A 19,900-nucleotide genomic window follows, 5' to 3' on the forward strand; every position below is an offset into this window, starting at 1 on the left:
AAAAAGCTATATTTTTTCTAACCTTGTAACAGAACAGGAATAATATAAGGATTTTAGGTGTATGAATAAAACATTAAAAGCCCACTATTAAATAGCGGGCTTACAGACAAGTTTATGAAAATGAAAAAATTAAGATCAAACTTAATTATTCCCCGTGTTGTTCTACCCTTTTAAAAACAATATAAACCAAATTAAAATAGAAAGTAGAAAGGCTATTATGGGTCTTTTGGAAATACACGATTACATTAACGCTGCAACAGAACCCTCTTTTTATTTAGTCTTTAATAACCCTACCATTCCACTTGTTAAATCTAATATATATAAAACAAAATAATATAATTGTAGACACAATATACATTATAATGGTTAATGTCATAGGTATGTTATTTTCTATATACATATGAATATAACGTGTAGAATATGTTGTTGGCATATAAAACCAAGAATGATCTCCTAAAACTTCTAATCCAAAGTAGACATTAAATATAAAATTTAAGATTCCAATAATGATACTAAGAATACTCTTAAAAAAAACACCGAATATAAACAATATTATTAATGTTATTATATTAAAAACAAAAGAAGAAACGAAGAAAAACAATGTAATGAATACATTATTTGTGTGTATAAATAAATTTATGACAGCTATAATTATACAAAGTGAAGTAATTGAATACGAGAAAAACAATACTGAAAGAGCCCAATTTATCCTTTTAGGTTTACTTAGAATATGATTAAAATGACCAATATTTTCTTCAAAATTGATTACTTGGTACACATTTATGGACAGAAATATAGAGACCATTACATTAAAGCTAGATGTATAAAGACTTATCTGATCGTCATCCCAAGTTTTAGAATTAATATAAAAATTTATAAAAAAAACAAATATAAAACTTATTAGTATCGGTAAGTATGTTAAAAATTGATTAGAAAATTTCAAGTTGCATACTCTTAATTCATTAATCATTATAATCTCCAACTTTTTTTAGTGTTTAAAATTGTAAATATTATATATGTGACAATTGAAACAATTATAGAAATATATAGGGACTCTAAATCGTTAAAATATTTAGAATATTTATCGACTGTTAGGCCATTAGGAAGTATACCGAGAGTAATAAGGGGGATTTTTTGCATTATAGCCCATGGAGATAGCCAAAATACACTCTTTAGTGTTAAAAATATAATACTAAATATAGATAATACTAAATTTACAAATATAGTAAGAAAAATCCCTAGGTACCTAAGCAACAAAAAATTCAAAGGAATTAATGGGATAGCCACCCAAAAAATTATTAATATAGTTGCTAATAATAAAGAAGGTTTTATAGGACTAGGACTTATCAAAAAATCACCTACAAGCGCTACTATATACATCATAAGGCCGTGTATTAAAAAAGCGAAAGATATTATGAAAATTTTCGCTTTAATTTCTTTTGTTAAATCCCAGTTATTACTTAAATAAAAGTTAAACATCTTATTTCGAGTTTCTATCATTATTAGTGAGTAACAAGCTAAACACACTACAATTGGTATAAATGCAATAGGCCAAAGATTAAATAGTAATGTAATATAAGGAGATAATCCATTGGGCGTTAAAGAATTACTTTTAGCAAAAACTGCTGTAAATATAGAAAAACATAAAAATACTAAAGGGCTTAAAAATAAAACATACATACTAAATGAGTTTTTAAATTTTAAAGCTTCTGCTTTTAAATACTTCATTAGCGATCCCCTTTCGTAATATTGAAGAATATCTCTTCTAAATTTTCACTTTTATTATTTATCTGCTGATATTTTAATTCTCCATCATGTATAATCCCAATATGATCAGCTAATATTTGAATTTCCCCCAAAATATGACTAGATATTATAACACTCGTCCCCTTCTGTGTTATTGATTTCAAAAGTTCTCTCAGTTCTTGTATTCCATATGGATCTAAACCATTAGAAGGCTCATCTAAGATTAGTATATCAGGCTTTTTTATTAATGCCATAGCAATTCCTAGTCTTTGTTTCATCCCTAAAGAAAAGTCTTTAACTTTTTTCTTAGAATCAACATCTAAATTAACTAATTTTAACACTTCATAAATATCTTCAAAAGAAATATTTTCGTTTAAACAGACTATTTTCAAATTATCTTGTGCACTGAGGTGATTATATGTTGCAGGTGTCTCAATTAATGACCCGACTTTATGTAAATCATCACGTACCATTGGCCTATCATCTAAAAATATCTCTCCTGAATCTTGTTGAATAATACCACATATAATTTTTATTAATGTTGTTTTACCCGCACCATTTATTCCTAAAAGACCATAAACTTCATTGTTTTGCAGGCTAATATTGATTTTATTTAGGATATGTTGGCTTTTAAATTTTTTTGAAATATCTCGAGTAACTAACTTTGTCATGAATAAAAACTCCTTTTAGTTATTAACTAGCTTTTTTTATAGGTTTTTTAATCAACTGATAAATGTCCAGTTCCCCATGTCCATATTTCTCATAAGGTTTATTCACACTAGATGTTCCATTGTCGTACAATATAGTAATAGCCTTTTGAGGATTTTCCTCAAGAGAATAATAATCTATTATTAACGCCAAGGCTCCAGAGACTTTCGGAGCAGCTAAGGATGTTCCTGCTTGATAAATATATCGACCATTATTTGCAGTAGTTAATATGTTTTCTTTATGCATGTATCCATCATCAATCCATTTATCATGGCCATACTTATTTAAGTACTGATACGATCCCCCTGGAGCAACAATATCTGTGTAGTGCTTACCATAGTTTGAAAACTCCGAAAGATTTCCGTTTTGGTCGGTAGAACCAACTGTAACAACGTTTTCCAAAGATGCTGGAACATCATAAACCCTACCATCACCATCCTTATTATAATTACGCTGACTGTTAATTTGCTTTATATTATTTACATCTATACCATTATTACCATTTGCGGCAACAACAAGACTCTTTTTTTTCTTAGCATAATTAATTGCTTTTTGCAAAGCATTGTATTCTACTTTTTCATCATTTCTAAAAACTGCTTTTTGTTTTTTATCTAGGATTATATAACTTCCGACACTTATATTTATCACTTGATTGCCATCATCTGCTGCGGTTACTATGGCATTAGCAACCCATAACATCTCTGTCTTTTTACTACCAAAGACTCTGTACATATTAAATTTATTCTTAGGAGCAACACCTACTAGTCTACCATTCGCACTTGATTGACCAGCCACCATCGTGCCGTGGCCTTTCTTGTCAATTAAATAGTCAATAGTTCCTTTTTCATCTGATTCAGTTCCTCTAAATCCATTTACTGGAACTAAATTCTTTGATTTATTTGAATGGTTATATTTTAAATCTTCATGGTTCATAGTAATACCCGTATCTATGATAGCTATTTGGGTTTTGTTGTTTTTAGGAAGATTTTCATAAATCATACCATTTTTAGTTACTCTATTCATATCCCATTGTCTTGAAAAGAGTGATTCAGTTGAACTTATGGGGGGGTATATACTCGTTGTCCTTTCATTATTATTACAAGTAGAACAAGTCAAATTGATGTATCTAATTGCTTTTCTGTGTAATGAAAGTTTCTTTGCCGTTTTTGATTTTGTTTTAATTTGAGCGATTTTCAATTTAGGTATCCTATAAACAACTTCTACTGACTCATTTTTGATTAACTTTTCAAATTCTAAAGTATCTATGTATTCAACACTATAATATTGATAATCTTGTGCCAATGTAAGTTTATTCGGTATTAACAAACTAACTAACATTATGCTAAATAGAATTTTTTTTATAGGAATCACCTTCTTTTTAAAATAAAATCTAAGACTTCATGTGGATCTGGCATAACAACATTTTTTTTCATTGTCCTTGAAGATATCTCAAAGCTATTACGAATATTAGATGGATAAATTGAAATACCATAGTTTTTCAATTTATCTATATTTTTTTTGGTTATTGGGTTCTCCCACATTAGTAAGTTCATATTCGGGAAAATGTACAGTTTATCAAACGACGTATGGCATATGGTTAATAATAAATTGTCACAAATTCCATTCGCTATTTTATTTATTGTATTAGCAGTCGCTGGAATTATTAATACCTTTTCATGCTTTTTAGAAATATCTATATGGTTTAAAAAAGGATTTTCTGCTTCATCATAATAATTATCACAAAATTGCTTCAGTATATTAGCATTGACAAATTTTTTTCCATTGCCAGAGGCTAGTATATTAACTTCATCATACTTAGATTTTAATTCAATAATATAGTGGGTTATATTGATACTATTAATAGAACCACATAAACATAGCAAAACATTTCTACTCATTTGTTAAACCTCCTAATTAAGATATTAAAAATGCATTAGTCCAGTTCTTACCTTTAAGTAAAGAGGGGTTTTTGTGAGTCATTAAAGTTATTAAAACTCCTAATTCTCCTTCAAGAATACCCAATTTGCTCTTTTTAATTTTACTGTTATTTTTTTCATTTATATCTAAGAAGTTTAAATTATCGTTTTCTGTATAGTGAGATAAAATCTTCTCTTCTACTTTTTCAAGATAATCATCTACATTAGGGTCCTTAAAATACAAATTCATTAATTTTAGCATTATAAGATGTGAGGATAATCCATGACATATAGTTGGACTTATCAAATTAACAAAGCCATCGTTTAATACTTGATACATAATATCCTTCGACAAACCTTTAATATAACTGTCATCTAAAGCTATGCTAATTAAAAATAGTGTTCGCATGATAGCAGTATTTCCGTAACACCAACCATTTCTTATATAATTTATATTGTTTTGTTCTTTTATAAAATTATACCGATATAACCACCTTAAATCTTTACAAAATCTATTTTCAACAATATATGCCGCCATATCTTTAAGTGTTTGTCTATGATTCTCTATAGTAATTCCTTGTATATAGCTTAATGCAAACAGAGATATAGGGCCTAAAATTCCATGTGCTAAACCCAGATTAATATTTCCTTTTTTAAAGTATTCTTTATCTTTTTCTAAAAACTGGTTTTCTCTCGAAATAGTCCAACCTTCGTAAGAATAATGAATATCTCTAAAATACTTTAAAATATTTTTCAAATGTAAAGTAACATTACTGTTATATTGAACTCTATTTAATAAATACCTTCCAATTCCGGACAATCCACTTATAACATCATAATCTATAGGGTTTAACCCTTTTTTTCTTAGGTTATCTATTTTTACATATATGTTTTCTATAATTACAGCGTCTATTTTTTTTAATAAATTTTGATAGTTCTTCCCATCTTGAGATGCTAGATCTATCGAAAATCCCATGCCTGACAGGCCGCTAAACAAAGATTCATTAAAGGTTCCATTAGATAAGCTTTTAGAAAGCTCCACTATATACTTATATGATATTTGTTCAGTGTTAGTATTGAAAGCCTTTTGATAGGATTCTAGATAAAGAATGATACCAGGTATGCCATGAGATAAAGTTCCTGGTTCCCAAAATTCTGTTTTAGAAGACGCAAAGTTAAGAAAATTTTCTACATCTGAAATCTCCTTGAATTTTCTTTCAAGAATTTCATTAATATCAATCATTCTTTTCACCTGACCAATGTTTTTGAGTCTTAATAATTTCTTTTACAATTGACAATACAAATTTTTCTTTTTCCTTATTTATTCCAAATATTCTATTACACCTCATATGAATTAAACTTCCTACAATCCTCTCCCTTTTGGCTGTTAAAGGTTTTGATAACGAACCTTCAAGCAGTGTTAATACATTATTTTTATCATCAAAAGCACTAAATATATCCTTATACTCATTCCTCAAGTATTCGAAATTATTTTTAGGGTTACACATTCTAACAAGTTCGTTCTTTATTATTCTAATTTCTTTAGTTCTATACGAAGTAGAAACATAGTTGTCTACTATGTCCTCCCTCTCATAATTAGTAATATTAGCCTTTTCAAACAAATAAATTATTGAAATAGCAGTAATATATTCTTTTTCAAACTCAAATTGATCCCTAATTATATTCACTGCCACTCCTGTATCATAATCAAAAAATTCCTCTATTGCATAGATGGCATTTTCGCCACCATATCTATAATACTCAGGTATAAACTCAACAAATTCAAAAGAGCTTACTTCTGTGTACATTTTAACATTAGTAAACCATTTGTTTAAATTATCAAACAATTCTTTATAATCCTCATTATAACGGTATATTCTGAGTTTCAAAAAATCTTTATCATCTATGTATCTAATAATAAAGTAACTATCTAAAAGTTTATTGTACTTATTCTTTTCCATTAATGGGTTTAAGTATTGGACTATAAACTCATCTTGAAACTCTCTATTTATATAAATATGAATAGAAAGCCAATTTCTATCATATTGTATATCTTTGTTTTTGTTTTTAGGTATTTCTATTTTAGGACCTGAAAAGTTTCTTTTTTTATATATTGGTGTGACTATTTCGTATGTGTATTTATTACTTGAATTAGGGACGAATGTCTCAACCAAACGTACTCTTTTATTTTTTTTGTATTCTTTCATTAATAAATAGCGGTGTGATGATAGCTCTAAATTTAACAACAGTTTATTGTCTCCGTATATTAAATTCACCATATTGGGAATATCAAATTCTTTTTTATATTCTAAAAATAAATTATCCCATTCGTCACTTTGGGGCAATGCTAATACCGAACTGTTAATTTTCCACGAAGCTAATCTAAGAACAACATTTTTATATCTAATTCTAGGAAGGTAACTGAACGCATCTATACTAAACTCATTTAGTGGTTCAATAATCTTTACAGATTCCATAGACACTTCTTTTAGAAATCTGTATAAATTTGACGATTTAAAAAAGTTAAACATGTTATTAGATTCAAATAGAACTCTTTTATTTAATGAACTAGAGTATAAGTATAATTTGTTTATTGTTGCACCTACGTAAAGTTCATCCAAACTAAGATCCTTTCCTCGTTTCGAGCAATTTGTCCCTAAATTAACAATATAGTCAAAAGAATCATTATTAAACAAAACGTTTTGATGTCTTGGATACTTAGGCAATTCATTAATAGAGACCATTTCTATATCATCATTTTCCATAAATTTTTCATAATAATATTTTTTCTCTCTTTCAAGCTCTAATAAGTATTTTAAGTCGATAAGATGATGAAATCTTCCAAAAGTTGCTCCAGCATTAGATGAAGTTGTTATAGGACTGATAACTATTAACTCACTATAACTATTAAAAAACTTTCCTATATAAAGTTCTGAATATATATCAGAACTTATAGGAGCATGATATTCATTTACTTTATTTTCTTTAATTAATTTTTGAAAGTCTATATCATTTATTTCAACTTCACCATTAGTTTTTAAAGCTTTTAAATATTTTTGTTTTAAAAAATCTATATTATTACCCTGGTCTTCACCTTCTGTATAAATTAAACTTCCAAATCCTTTAATTTCTGAAATCAAATCTTTTACATTTACCAACTGTTCAAATCCATAATGTTCTAAAAACTGCTTTTGAAAATTTTTAAGATTACGGCTTCCTATATTATTTTTAGACAATAACCATAACAAATAAGCCGCTTCACTGATTCGTTTGGAAATGTTTTCATTTAATACATTTGTGACAAAATCTACTTTAGTGTCAATCTGTAGATAGTTTCTACACGGGAATAGCGCTTCCATGTCTTTTATTATATTTAAATATAACTCACTTCCATCTCCAATTTCACATTCTTCATATGCAATTATTGAACTATTTATACTTTCAAGCTTCTTCTTAAATTCTTCGTTGCAAAAACATAATTTATCTAATATATATTGAAAGTTATTTTCATTAGACAACGGGGGCCTAACGTCCGAATAAATAACCTCTTTAGTTATTAGCGTATGAATATATTTTTTTATTTGTTCTTGATCTTTAATATCGAATTCAACGCTAATTTCCTCGACTAGTCTCGCAAAACTAATATCTTTGTTTTCAACAGTATATTTTATATAGGATAAAATACAGCTATTTTTAATTGAAAAAGAACCACTTTCATTATTGTTTAGATAGACTGCAGTTTGTTCATATAGATAGATACGATCATTCACTATGTGACAACAATCATTCCAAATGACTTTTAAGTCTTTATAAAGACTATATGTAGATTCAATATAGCTGATAAGTTTATATAACCATTCGCCATCAATTTTCACGTATTTTTGGGCATTATTCCCCAACTTAATTTGAGTGTTTTCTTTCTTAAATTCACCTATATTTATACCACTTAATAGACCAAATGGAGTTGGTCTAATAGACATACGAATTAAATACTTTAATAAGCTTTCTTTTGTATCTCTGTTTTTTTTGTTTTTAGAATTTGAATACACATTATGTAAAGAATTATATAAATTTACTGTTGTAGTTAATATTGATTCTTTCACTAAAGAGTCAGATACTAAATATTCATAATTAATATTTTCTTTGTTTAAGTAATTATAAAAATAATTCAATGATAATAACGGGGTTCTTATCATACAAATTTTAGATGGTTCATATATGACATCCATATTTTAACACCTCAATTATAATAGATAGAGCCTATATAGGCTCTATCTTCATAAGTTTAACAACAATAACTATTGAAGCTACCAGTTTTAGCGCAACCAGGAGTACACAATGAGAAACTTGTAATACGTTCATCTCCAGATGAATCATTTGATTCTTTTTGCGCTTTGACTTGTACATCTAAATCAAGAATTTTTTCCATAGCAAAAAACCTCCTATAATTATCATGAAGTAAAAATATACTTCTATTAACATATTAATATGAATTGCAAAACAAATCAATTTTTTTAGGAACTTTAAATAATTTCAAGATTCAAGTATATATAAGATAAATAATAAATACTTTAATATAATAATATTATGATGACAGGAATGCTACATATCTTTGTAAAATTGATATTTCTATCAACTATTTTTATAGTTTTATTAAGATAGGGTTACTGGAATTAAAAATAATTATTGGTGATTGGATGGTTCTGTTGAGTGATGAAAAAGAATGGGGGAAAATTCACAGAAATTCTAGAACAAAATACAAAAAACTAATTAAAGAAATTTCACCAGTTCATTTAACAAATTTGATGTAATAAACTTTGAGAGAAAAAGAAAAACAGTTGCAAAAACAAATTGATTTTTGGCAATAAGAAATATGGTTTGAATTTTAAAATGAAAATTAAAGAGAGGTTAGTTAAATGGTCCTAAGTAAAAAAGCGGAAAAAATTTTAAAAAAGTTAAGAAATAGAGAGAAAGAATTTGAAAAAATGCTAGATGATCAAAAATGTCACATATAGCACTTTCTATGATTTTAAAATATTTATTAGAGGAAAAGTTTATCTATAATCATATTACAGGTAAAGAAAACATTTTTGATATTAAGGATCTAGAATGTAATAAAACAAAATTCGTTATTGGAGAAAAAGGAATATCGTATTTAGAAAATAAAAAATATGTATTACTTTCTAAAATAATACCAATTACTACCGCTATATTAGGTTTGGTTATTTCATTCTATAACCTTTTTTTGAATTGATTTTAATTTTGAATTTGTGGACTGATTTTCTCAGTCCACTTTTTGCAAGAGCATACGGTTTAATGACTTTATGGAACGAAGTGAAATAAAGTCTAGTATATTATACTTTAAATACTAAAGATACCCTAAAACCTTAGATAGAGGATTAAATTTTGTGAGGTGATTAAGATAAGTTATTCCATTATCCGAGTAGAAAAAATTAAAAGCAGCGTAAATACAACAGGCATTCAAAAACACGTGCAAAGAGAAAATGCTAATGATAGCAATGAAGATATACAACAAGAATTAACACAAGAAAATTATGATTTGGTAAATGAGGAACCGATTAATTTTAACGACGAGATAGAAAAAAATTGAAGAACGCTATACAGTTAATCGAGCAATCAGAAAAGATGCAGTAAAGCATGTAGATGGTATTGTAACAACGGATAAAGATTATTTTGATAGTTTAACATTAGAACAGACGAGAGATTATTTTAATGATTCTCTAGATTTTATAAAAGATGAATATGGAAAAGAGAATATCTTATATGCAACTGTTCATATGGATGAGGCTACTCCACATATGCATTTTGGTTTTGTTCCGATCACTGATGATGGCAGATTATCTGCAAAACAGATGTTAGGAAATAAGAAAGCTTTTACATATTTTCAGAATAGGTATAACGAGCATATGAATCGTAGGGGTTATAAGTTAGAACGTGGAGAGTCTAAACATATTACAGGTGCAAAACATGAAGAAATGAACGTTTATAAGCAAAAGACGAATTATCATAAGCAAGAAATTGAAAGACAACAAAAAGAAGTTGAATCGTTAAAAGATAAAAAGCAAAGTATGGAAAAAGAAATGAACGAACAAATTGCATCTTCTAAGGCTCATATAGACGATTTACAGGTAAAATATAAAGAATTAGGGAAATGTATCAAAAAGATAAAGAACGTCTAGAAAAGCCTTTAAATGTTGAATATGAGAAAGAAACAAAAACAGAAGGTGGATTATTCAATAGAGAAGAAGTTCAAACAGGCAATGTGGTACTTAAAGAAAGTGATTTTAATGAGTTATTAGAACAATCTAAATCAGCTAATCGTATTTTAGAACGGTATGAAGATTTAAATAATGGAACTGAAATAGCAAAGTTAAGAAATGAGATTGATGATTTAAAGTAAAATTTAGATAAAGCAGTTGAATTTCATGAAGAAGATGAGCAAGATATAAAACAATTAAACTCAGAAAACAAACGATTAAAAAATGAAAACCAATCATTAAGAACTGAGAATAAAAAACAAGTTGAGGTAATTAATGGGGTTAAAGATGCGTTTTATAATACTATGAATGCTTTCGAAAAGGTTATAGGAAAAGAAAAATTTAAAAACTGTGTTTTGAAAGTTGACAAAATGTTAAATAGTAATCAAACTTTTAGAAATTTAGTTGTTGGTTTTGATGATAAATATAAAGAAGTATTTATGCGTAATGATAAGTTAAACCTAGCAAAAGAAAATATGTATGTATCTCAAGATATTAGTATTAAAGATATGGATAAGCGGATAATAGAATCAGAGTTAGAAACATCTGAAGGTTTCCTATCGATTGAAATTGATTTGAGTGACGAAGATTTTAAAGCATATTTAGAAGAGCCAGAAAAATATATAGTTGCTGTTTCAGTGACTATGGATGAAGAATCTATTTTTGTATCTTTGGAGGATGTATAGTTAGATAAACCGTTAGAATTTGATAAAGATTTAGGACTAGGAGAATCACACGAATTGGACGTGGAATTCGATTTAGAGTTAGAACGGTAAATGAGGAAGTTAAAGCTTGTAACTTTCTTGAGATATAAGGGATAGAGTATGTTTTATGCCGAGAAAACTTATTGGTTGGAATGGGCTATGTGTTGTTGTGATGGTAATTTCTTTTTTTGTTTTGATAATACAATTAAAAAGATCGACGATATCAATATGAATTATTTTAGATATAAGCAATTTAATAAAGACGTAATCACTGTAGCCGTTGGCTACTACCTAAGATACGCACTTAGTTATCGTGATATATCTCAAGTATTAAGAGAACGTGGTGTTAACGTTCATCATTCAACAATCTACCGTTGGGTTCAAGAATATGCTCCTATTTTGTATCAAATTTGGAAGCAAAAGCATAAAAAAGCCTATTATAAATGGCGTGTGGATGAAACATACATCAAAATAAAAGGAAAATGGTGCTATTTATATCGTGCCATTGATGCAGATGGTCATACATTAAATATTTGGTTACGTAAGAAGCGAGATAATCATTCAGCATATGCGTTTATTAAGCGACTTATTAAACAATTTGGTAAACCTCGAACGATAATTACAGATCAGGCACCTTCAACAAAGGTGGCAATGTCTAAATTAATTAAAAATTTTAAACTTAATCCTAGCTGTCATTGTACCTCCAAATATCTTAATAACCTCATTGAGCAAGATCACCGTCATATTAAAGTGAGAAAGACAAGGTATCAAAGTATCAATACGGCAAAGAATACTTTAAAAGGTATTGAATGTATTTACGGTCTATATAAAAAGAACCGCAGGTCTCTTCAGATCTACGGATTTTCGCCGTGCTACGAAATTAGTCACATGTTAGTCAGTTAAGGGAATATTACCATGTTAAAATGATAATTAGTTATATTTTTTCTGATTTTGCAACAGAACCAAAAGTTATTAATGATAAAGTTCCATCAATAATATCAACGGTACTTAAAATGAAGCAAATTTTTAGTCTCAAAAAATATTAATATTATACATTTAAACACCTATACGTCTAAGACTACACTTATCGACGTTGAATAAATCTTCTAACTATCTAAAAAGAACCATAGGTCTTATGAAGAAAGCCATGGTTCTTCATAAGACCACATTAATTCAAGCATGCTCTTAAAGCACCAAAACTTATATTTTCATTTTTATATTAAAACAGTAACAGCGATTTCATTTTTCTAAATTCGGCAGTTTACGTTTTGGTAAGTTCTGCTCTAGAGCATAAGCTGCTTTCAAAAGATTGTTATCCTCGTTTTTAAAACCGATCAGCGTTAAACTTTGTGGTTCTTCATTATCGTCTCTATTGTAAGGAATGGTAATAACAGGCGCTCCTGCTACTGACGGCAAAAGAATTTCATCAGCATTATAAGAAATTATAAAATCAAGATTATCCATTCGCTGATATTCTTTTAATCTATTTTGCGCTAATTTAATTTGTGATTCAACAAATTTATTGTCGTCATTTCTTGTTTTATTTGCCATTTCAATCAAATATTGTCCATACTTCATCCTTTTGTTTTTGTCTCTTTGATTATAGTCAATAAGTTGACTCAAGGTTTTAAAAGGAAGTCTATTTTCCTCAGAAAAACGATTAACAGCAAACTTAAATTCATTGTTAATTATTTCAGCATTGTTTATATTTTCTTGATTAACTTCAACATCATAAGTTCTAGCTCCTAGCTTATGAAGCAAAATTTTAATATTTTTAGCAGAATCATCATCAAGTTTTTTTGAAATACCTACTTTAGCAGATTGTAATGCATTTAATGGCAATTTATTCACTTTTATTTTTTTACCTGAATCTATATTCATTAGATTATACATAACAATAGTATCCATTACATTTCTTGTTATAGGACCTATTGTGTCTAACGAAGGCGATAAAGGGAATACTCCCTGATTTGATACTCTTTCATGAGTGGGTTTAAATCCCACAACAGATTGAGCATAAGATGGTGAAATGATTGACCCAGTAGTTTCAGATCCTACTGATGCAACACCTATATTTGAAGTTATACTTACAGCACTACCTGAGCTCGATCCTAATGGTGAAATTTTCAATTTCCCGTAAGGATTTTGAGTTTGTCCGCCTTTAGAACTGTATCCATCTGGCATTTTGAAACTCATAAAATTAGCAAGCTCAGATAAATTTGTCTTAGCTAAAATAATAGCATCACTATTCTTTAATTGTGACGTAACTTTTGCATCCCTATTCGGATAAAAGTTGCGTAATATATGAGTTCCTGCACTAGTAGGCATGTCTATAGTGTTAATATTATCTTTTAAAGTTACAGGCAATCCATATAAGGGCTTATGTTCTTCATTCGGTCTTTTGTCATATTCCTTCGCCAATTTAATTGCGTTAGGGTTAATTTCGAGAATTGAATTTAGTCCCTTTTCTCGTTGGTCTATATATTGAATTCTATCTAAATAAAAAGCAGTAATTTCTGTATAAGTTAATTGCCCCTGTTCTACAGCTTTCTGTAATTCTTGTATGCTTTTTTCAAAGATCAGGTGTTTCTTGCTCCGAACGCTTTTTAAATCAATACCTTTTAATTGCTTATTAACATCATTATTTATTTTTTCTGTATTATACTGTGCGTATTTTAAAGGAGCTTGTTTAAAGAAGAAAAAATACACAGTGATTAATATACTTAAAATGATAATAACTATGAGCGTTGTAAATATAAATATTTTTTTCATACTATTCCTCTTTTTCGTATCGATATAATAGAAGTTATCAAAATAAATAAAATATAGATATAAAATTATTTAAAAAATGTATAGCAATGGTGATCTCTAATCTTCTTGTTTTTAAGTATATTAATGACAATATTATGCCGGAATAAATATACGGTAAAAACCCAATGATGTCATTTCCGTTATGCAAAAATACAAAGAATACTGTACTTACTAACATTCCAATAAATAAATGATTCCGAAAAATTATTCTTAATATGAATCCACGTGCTATTATTTCTTCAACAAATGATGGTATAATTGCGATACTTATTAACAATCCCCAAAATGGAATATCTTTATACATCGCCTGAACAATTTGAGTATTTAAGTTTTGTTGTGACACAAAATTCATATATATTAAATTAATAGAAAATAATACTAAAAATCCACCAGTTGTATACATAAGTTCCTTTATAGAGAAAAGTTTAAAATTTAATAGTTTGATACTGGATCTCAAAGTAATACATATAGCTATAATTAATACGATTACTGATGCAACAACAAATAAAATATTCTTTATTACAAGGCTACTTAATGTAAAAGCGAATATAAATAAAATAAATAAAACTATCATTTTGGCGATACTTTTGAAATATGGTTCCTTATTAACCTTAAAATCCTCTTTAAATATGCTATTTAATGTTTGCAAAATTTAGTTAACCTCCTATATCTTTTTGTTTAAAAATTCAAATTTATTTATTAAAAGAAAACTGACACTTAATATATACATTCTACTTTATAGTTTGTTTTATATCACAAAAATTAATATATTATTAATTACTATTTAAGATTATCAATCGCTAGTATGTCGAAATTTTATGTTACTGAAGTTAGAATCTAACAATACTTATAAATATTTTAGGATATGTTTTGGGAATGAATGATATTATCTTCGGTCTTTTAACTGTAATATTTTGTTTAGTTGAATTGTATAAGAGTTTAAAAAAGCCTGAAAAATTAAATATATATGGATTCTTGTTTTTTAGGATTGTGGTGTGTACTTTGAGTTTTATAATTATAGGAAATATATTTTAGACCTTGTCGAATGGTCGGCTTAATAGCTCACGCTATGCCGACATTCGTCTTCAAGTTTAGTTAAGGGCTCTGCTCATTGATCAATAAATTTTCTCGGCATAAATACGTTCTCTAATTATTACGGTTAGCATGCCAACTAATAAAAACATTACAAACAAAACCTACAAATCCACAAAATAACGCCGGTAAAAATGTTGTTTGTCCAATATAAAAAACAGCTAAAAATATCAAAATACCAACTACTATACTTATTATCCACTGATTCATTTTCATGACTTAAATCACTCCTTTTTAACAAATTTTATCACAAGTATTATCGCTTTACAGGTCTAATTTTCGTCGTTATAATCTATTTGAATACCGTAAGGGCGCACTTATACGTTCTGTCAGAACGCGTGTAAAAATCATAATCGACCTTCGTCGATTTTTTTATTTTAAATTCAAAGAAACGGCTTGAGATATTCCGAGCAGTTATAAAAATTAATTTGCGTTGAATATTGCTACTGCATTCTGGAAAAAGTGATGCAGATTTATAGCCAATAACTTTTTTGAATTCCATCGACGATACGGCGTCGAAAGAAAAATAAACAGACCGTACGAAAGAAAAAGCTATCCCAGATAAAATGGGGTAGCTTTTATTTTTTATGTCCTTATTTTGAATTTTAAAGGGTATTTTGAAGCCTTAGAGGTAAATTTACCTAAAAGTTCATATATCCTCTTAAAACGCAAATATGAGCCAAATAAAAACACAAATCCATCGCTTTGAGTATGCTTAAAATATGTTGAAAACACTTGACTAATTGTAGGAAAGAATCGCCATGCCACGAAATTAGCATCATGTTAGCTAGTTAATACGAGGTGTTATTTTAAACATAAGGTTATATACTTATCTTTCTGACTTTGCAACAGAGCCAGATATTATTTTAAACAGGAGATTAAAAACTTATTTTTCAACTTTGTAATAGATCATCAAAATAATCTAATATAAACAATAGTTTATAAAGAAGTATACTTAGTCAATAAATCGATATAATAGTTGATAGTTTTCAAATATATTTCTTTGTTAACTCTTTCATATACTGCGTATGGACGTTCACCAGGTCCGAACATCAAAAAAGAGAAGTCCGCTCCTTTACCTCTTAAGAGGTTAGAGGCATCCGTTCCTCCTACAGTTGGCGCTTTGATAATATCATGATCAAAATGCTTATTTGCTAATTCGACACCTAAACAAACTAAATCATTATTACCATTTGTAAGAACTGGATCAAGGTCAAGATATATTTCTTGTTCTAAGTGAGCACCTTGTTCATTAAGAAAATCCAAATTCATATCCATCAATCATTTCACCTCTAATCATTAAGTTTTGATATATCCAATCTTTCATTTTTTAACCATTATTGAACTTATTACTATAAGTATTGTCAATAAAAAAAGAATAGTTCTCGCAATTATAACGTTGCGAGAACTATTCTTTCTTTTAACTTAATTTTACCAAAGGTAATCATTCAATATCACTTTATTATATCTATTAAATCCTTTTTGGATGCTTTATGCGCTGGTATCCATCCAAATACTATACCTATTAAAGTTGAAATTCCTACCGCAAGTAAAACAGAACTAATAGTTACTGAACTACGGATATAATCAGGTGTTAGACCATCAACTATAGCGGCTATGCCTATTCCAATAAATAAGCCAATGACCCCTCCAATTAAACATAAAATAATACTTTCAATTAAAAATTGTAACTCTATATCCCGTCCTTTAGCTCCAAAAGAACGACGAATAGCTATTTCTTCAGTACGTTCGGCAACAGAAATATACATGACATTCATAACTCCTATGCCTGCTATAAAAAGTGAAATACCTGCAACAGCAGCTACAAAATAAGTAATACCATCAAACACCTTATTTATATTTTTAGTTAATGCCTCAACGTCTGTATATTGATATGTACCTTCACCAGCTGAAGAACCCCTCTTATTTAATTTATCAGCAACACTATTAGCGGTTTCTTTTTTATCCACAGAATCATCGAATTTTATTTCTAATTGTGGCGCCGCCGGTTTTAAGTATGGTAAATAGCGTTTAAGTGTTTTATTGGGTACTTCTACAAGGTTAGGTGTTAACAAGTCACTTTTAATACCATTAACTTTAAAACCTACACCATCAATGTAAATAGTTTTGTTAACTGCCTTACCTTTAAAGAGATTTTCCGCAACATCTGAACTAACAATAGCTAAACGCTCCGAATTATCGTTATCATCAGTTGTAAAACCTTTTCCTTCGTCTATCTCTTTCGAAGATGATTTTCCTTTAACTGTAACATCTGTTTTTTTATCAACCGTTTTCGCAACACTGGTTAATCCGTTTTCTTGGTTCATTCTCACCGTCGCATCTTGTACTCCTTTGACTTGTTTAGCAATATCTAAATCTGATGAATTAAACGGTTTATAAACTTTTGATTGAGTGTTACTCGTTTGTTTTTCTGCAAACTCAATTCGTGCTGTGTTTTTTGAAGCACCAGCATCACTAAATTGTTGATTGGCTGTTTTTTTAAATCCGTTTCCTAATGACATAATCGTAATCACTGCTGCGATACCAATTATAATTCCTATCATTGTAAAAATATTACGTCGCTTATTTTTTAGGATTGAACGTAAAGCTATGTGAATAATGTTATTAAAGTTACTCATGAACGTTCACCTCTTCTTTTTGAATACGTCCATCTAATATGTGAATGATACGATCTGCTTGAGCAGCCACTTTTGGGTCATGGGTAACCATAATCATCGTCGTCTTTTGTTCTTTGTTTAACTTTAAAAACAAAGCCATAATATCTTGAGAAGTTTTTGAATCTAATGCGCCTGTCGGTTCATCTGCAATGATAAAATTCGGCTGATTAATGATAGCCCGCGCAATAGCGACACGTTGTTGTTGGCCTCCAGAAAGCTTATTTGGTACAAGTTGTTCTTTATCATATAGTCCTACTTCATGTAACATTGTTTTTACACGCTCTTTACGTGCTTTAGCGGATAAACCAGCATAAAGTAATGGAATGCTCACATTTTCTAAAATCGTATTGTTTTGAATCAATTTAAAATTTTGAAATACAAATCCAACCGTCCGGTTACGGATAGCAGCCAATTCATTATCTGAACGTTGTTGGTAGTTCTGACCATCGAACAAATAATCTCCTTCATACCCTCTATCGATGAACCCAAGTATATTGATGAGCGTACTTTTACCAGAACCAGAAGGCCCCATAATCGCCACAAACTCTCCTGAATCAATACGCAAGTGGATGTCTTTTAAAATGTGATTGGTTTCGTTGCCATTTTTAAAACTTCGGTTCACATTAATGAGTTCTATCATGAAGACACCTCAACTTTTTTCCCATCTCTCAAATCACTATCAGGATTTTTGATGAGTTTATCACCTTTCTTAAGACCTTTTTTCAAAATGAGTTCTCCATTATTTTCATCATATTTAATTTGTCGCTTATGGACCGTCCCATCTTTATCAACCACAAAAACGTGATCATCTTTCGTTAATACAGACAATGGCAGTTTAATAGTGTCGAGTGGAATTTCAGCTTCTACTGAAAAACCATTGCGCACATCAAAATCTAGGTCCCCTATCATCACAGTATATTTCGAAGAGGCATTGTCATCTGCACCATTTGGGTTGTGTTCCGTTGGATTTGAGGCCGTCATCGCTTGTCCCTCTCCAGATTCTGTTCCACTCATAGCTGTTTGTCCGCCCGCATGTTGGTCTTGATCATAACTTGTCGGAAGTTCAGAAATATTTTTAATTTTTCCTTTTCCTTTTTTACCTGTGCTCGTCACTGTGACATTCACATCGTCACCGACTGAAATTTTATTCAAGTCAAACTCCGTGACCGTCGTCTTAATTTGAGGTTCATCAGCAATTAGTTTTAAAATCGGCTCACCGTTACCTACATTAGTTTTTTTAATATCCGATGCAATACCATTGAAAGTCGCATATACACTATCATTCACTTGACTATCATATTGATTTAGTTGCTTCCACGCTTGATTAATCGCTCTTTGATCTCCTTTAGCTTCTGCTTGACGCACTTGTTGATATAACTCATTGCGTTTATTCGGATTAATATCATAGTTAATAAGAGGGGTTCCTTGCGTGACACGTTGCCCTTCACTCACTTGTACACTAATAAAATCGCCCAATTGAGCATTATTTTGATAGGTTTTAATAGATTCGGGCGAAACTTTCCCCATTACTTTAATCGGACTTTCAGTTTTCACTTGATATATATCATAAGCTGCCTTGTCATGTTTGTTCATGCCCGTCACTGCTTTTGCGATAAATCCTGCAATAATTAATACGGTAATCCCTAGTATAGACAAGATAATAATTGATTTTTTCTTCAAAACTTTTACTCCCTTACTTTCAAATTTAAAATTTCTTAATTAAATATTATCATAGTCTAAGTATACCTATAGTTATTTTTAATCTATTTAAGTGAAGTTTAAGTCTACAAATTTTTAAATTTATTTACAATTGTCTGATGTCCATGTAACATATAAAAGTTAAAATATATAAGAATGGGGTTTAGAAGAATGAAAATTTTTGATTACGAAGATGTTCAACTCATACCGAATAAAAGCATTGTGAAAAGTCGTTCCGAAATTGATGCATCTATTCAATTTGGCCCAAA

20 protein-coding genes and 2 pseudogenes are annotated in these 19,900 nt (G+C 29.2%); 7 read left to right on the top strand and 15 right to left on the bottom strand.

Going from position 1 to position 19,900, the window contains the following annotated elements:
• Positions 1-274 precede the first annotated feature (274 nt).
• The 8 genes from G8Y85_RS12500 to G8Y85_RS01155 all read right to left on the bottom strand — a co-directional run bounded on the left by G8Y85_RS12500 (position 275) and on the right by G8Y85_RS01155 (position 8,799).
• Positions 275-970 carry a BsaG family lantibiotic immunity ABC transporter permease subunit gene (locus tag G8Y85_RS12500; protein ID WP_143564837.1) on the bottom strand — a complete coding sequence of 232 codons (696 nt, stop codon included), beginning with the start codon at positions 968-970 and terminating at the stop codon, positions 275-277.
• A complete protein-coding gene (locus tag G8Y85_RS01125) occupies positions 970-1,728 on the bottom strand; it encodes a lantibiotic immunity ABC transporter MutE/EpiE family permease subunit (protein WP_143564838.1) in 759 nt (252 codons plus the stop codon). Before G8Y85_RS01125 ends, G8Y85_RS12500 begins: the two co-directional genes overlap by 1 nt.
• A complete protein-coding gene (locus G8Y85_RS01130) occupies positions 1,728-2,417 on the bottom strand; it encodes a lantibiotic protection ABC transporter ATP-binding protein (RefSeq protein WP_143564839.1) in 690 nt (229 codons plus the stop codon). The genes G8Y85_RS01125 and G8Y85_RS01130 overlap by 1 nt, the downstream gene beginning before the upstream one ends.
• 22 nt (positions 2,418-2,439) lie before the next feature.
• The gene (locus G8Y85_RS01135; protein ID WP_246864151.1) at positions 2,440-3,756 is read right to left on the bottom strand and encodes a S8 family peptidase; all 1,317 of its coding nucleotides are present in this window, start codon (positions 3,754-3,756) and stop codon (positions 2,440-2,442) included.
• Between the two features lie 65 nt (positions 3,757-3,821).
• A complete protein-coding gene (locus G8Y85_RS01140) occupies positions 3,822-4,352 on the bottom strand; it encodes a flavoprotein (protein ID WP_143564840.1) in 531 nt (176 codons plus the stop codon).
• A 16-nt stretch (positions 4,353-4,368) separates the two neighbouring features.
• Positions 4,369-5,613 (bottom strand): lanthionine synthetase C family protein, encoded by a 1,245-nt coding sequence (locus tag G8Y85_RS01145; protein WP_165805319.1) that lies wholly within the window; start codon positions 5,611-5,613, stop codon positions 4,369-4,371.
• Complete coding sequence (locus G8Y85_RS01150; RefSeq protein ID WP_165805320.1) at positions 5,606-8,599, bottom strand: lantibiotic dehydratase; 2,994 nt, start codon at positions 8,597-8,599, stop codon at positions 5,606-5,608. The genes G8Y85_RS01145 and G8Y85_RS01150 overlap by 8 nt, the downstream gene beginning before the upstream one ends.
• 56 nt (positions 8,600-8,655) lie before the next feature.
• Complete coding sequence (locus tag G8Y85_RS01155; RefSeq protein ID WP_143564843.1) at positions 8,656-8,799, bottom strand: gallidermin family lantibiotic; 144 nt, start codon at positions 8,797-8,799, stop codon at positions 8,656-8,658.
• A 271-nt stretch (positions 8,800-9,070) separates the two neighbouring features.
• Between G8Y85_RS01155 and G8Y85_RS12300 the strand changes: the two are divergent.
• The 6 genes and pseudogenes from G8Y85_RS12300 to G8Y85_RS01185 all read left to right on the top strand — a co-directional run.
• Positions 9,071-9,238 (top strand): annotated as a pseudogene (locus G8Y85_RS12300) (replication initiation factor domain-containing protein); the annotation flags it as partial.
• A 134-nt stretch (positions 9,239-9,372) separates the two neighbouring features.
• Positions 9,373-9,624 carry a hypothetical protein gene (locus G8Y85_RS01165; protein ID WP_165805321.1) on the top strand — a complete coding sequence of 84 codons (252 nt, stop codon included), beginning with the start codon at positions 9,373-9,375 and terminating at the stop codon, positions 9,622-9,624.
• Between the two features lie 159 nt (positions 9,625-9,783).
• Positions 9,784-10,570: pseudogene (mobV, locus tag G8Y85_RS01170) on the top strand (MobV family relaxase).
• On the top strand, positions 10,543-10,791 hold the full coding sequence (locus tag G8Y85_RS01175) for a hypothetical protein (protein WP_165805322.1): 249 nt from the start codon (positions 10,543-10,545) through the stop codon (positions 10,789-10,791). The pseudogene mobV and the gene G8Y85_RS01175 overlap by 28 nt, the downstream one beginning before the upstream one ends.
• 162 nt (positions 10,792-10,953) lie before the next feature.
• Positions 10,954-11,334 carry a hypothetical protein gene (locus tag G8Y85_RS01180; RefSeq protein WP_165805323.1) on the top strand — a complete coding sequence of 127 codons (381 nt, stop codon included), beginning with the start codon at positions 10,954-10,956 and terminating at the stop codon, positions 11,332-11,334.
• A gap of 246 nt (positions 11,335-11,580) precedes the next feature.
• Positions 11,581-12,255 (top strand): IS6 family transposase, encoded by a 675-nt coding sequence (locus G8Y85_RS01185; protein ID WP_143564845.1) that lies wholly within the window; start codon positions 11,581-11,583, stop codon positions 12,253-12,255.
• Positions 12,256-12,591: 336 nt separating this feature from the next.
• On the opposite strand, the gene G8Y85_RS01190 is transcribed toward G8Y85_RS01185, so the two are convergent.
• The 7 genes from G8Y85_RS01190 to G8Y85_RS01220 all read right to left on the bottom strand — a co-directional run bounded on the left by G8Y85_RS01190 (position 12,592) and on the right by G8Y85_RS01220 (position 19,613).
• The gene (locus tag G8Y85_RS01190; RefSeq protein ID WP_165805324.1) at positions 12,592-14,124 is read right to left on the bottom strand and encodes an amidase family protein; all 1,533 of its coding nucleotides are present in this window, start codon (positions 14,122-14,124) and stop codon (positions 12,592-12,594) included.
• A 37-nt stretch (positions 14,125-14,161) separates the two neighbouring features.
• The gene (locus G8Y85_RS01195; protein WP_107378698.1) at positions 14,162-14,812 is read right to left on the bottom strand and encodes a CPBP family intramembrane glutamic endopeptidase; all 651 of its coding nucleotides are present in this window, start codon (positions 14,810-14,812) and stop codon (positions 14,162-14,164) included.
• A gap of 497 nt (positions 14,813-15,309) precedes the next feature.
• On the bottom strand, positions 15,310-15,471 hold the full coding sequence (locus tag G8Y85_RS01200) for a hypothetical protein (RefSeq protein ID WP_165805325.1): 162 nt from the start codon (positions 15,469-15,471) through the stop codon (positions 15,310-15,312).
• A 723-nt stretch (positions 15,472-16,194) separates the two neighbouring features.
• Positions 16,195-16,533 (bottom strand): M20/M25/M40 family metallo-hydrolase, encoded by a 339-nt coding sequence (locus G8Y85_RS01205; RefSeq protein WP_165805326.1) that lies wholly within the window; start codon positions 16,531-16,533, stop codon positions 16,195-16,197.
• A 176-nt stretch (positions 16,534-16,709) separates the two neighbouring features.
• Positions 16,710-17,894, bottom strand: coding sequence for an ABC transporter permease (locus tag G8Y85_RS01210; RefSeq protein WP_107371511.1), 1,185 nt, complete (start codon positions 17,892-17,894; stop codon positions 16,710-16,712).
• Complete coding sequence (locus G8Y85_RS01215; protein WP_107371512.1) at positions 17,887-18,573, bottom strand: ABC transporter ATP-binding protein; 687 nt, start codon at positions 18,571-18,573, stop codon at positions 17,887-17,889. The genes G8Y85_RS01210 and G8Y85_RS01215 overlap by 8 nt, the downstream gene beginning before the upstream one ends.
• Positions 18,570-19,613 (bottom strand): efflux RND transporter periplasmic adaptor subunit, encoded by a 1,044-nt coding sequence (locus tag G8Y85_RS01220; RefSeq protein ID WP_165805327.1) that lies wholly within the window; start codon positions 19,611-19,613, stop codon positions 18,570-18,572. The genes G8Y85_RS01215 and G8Y85_RS01220 overlap by 4 nt, the downstream gene beginning before the upstream one ends.
• A gap of 189 nt (positions 19,614-19,802) precedes the next feature.
• Here G8Y85_RS01220 and G8Y85_RS12305 point away from each other — a divergent pair.
• The coding region (locus G8Y85_RS12305) for a hypothetical protein (protein WP_246864152.1) at positions 19,803-19,900 on the top strand (98 nt) is incomplete at its 3' end.

The organism is Staphylococcus sp. 11007852, from assembly GCF_011394325.1.
Lineage (GTDB): Bacteria > Bacillota > Bacilli > Staphylococcales > Staphylococcaceae > Staphylococcus > Staphylococcus agnetis.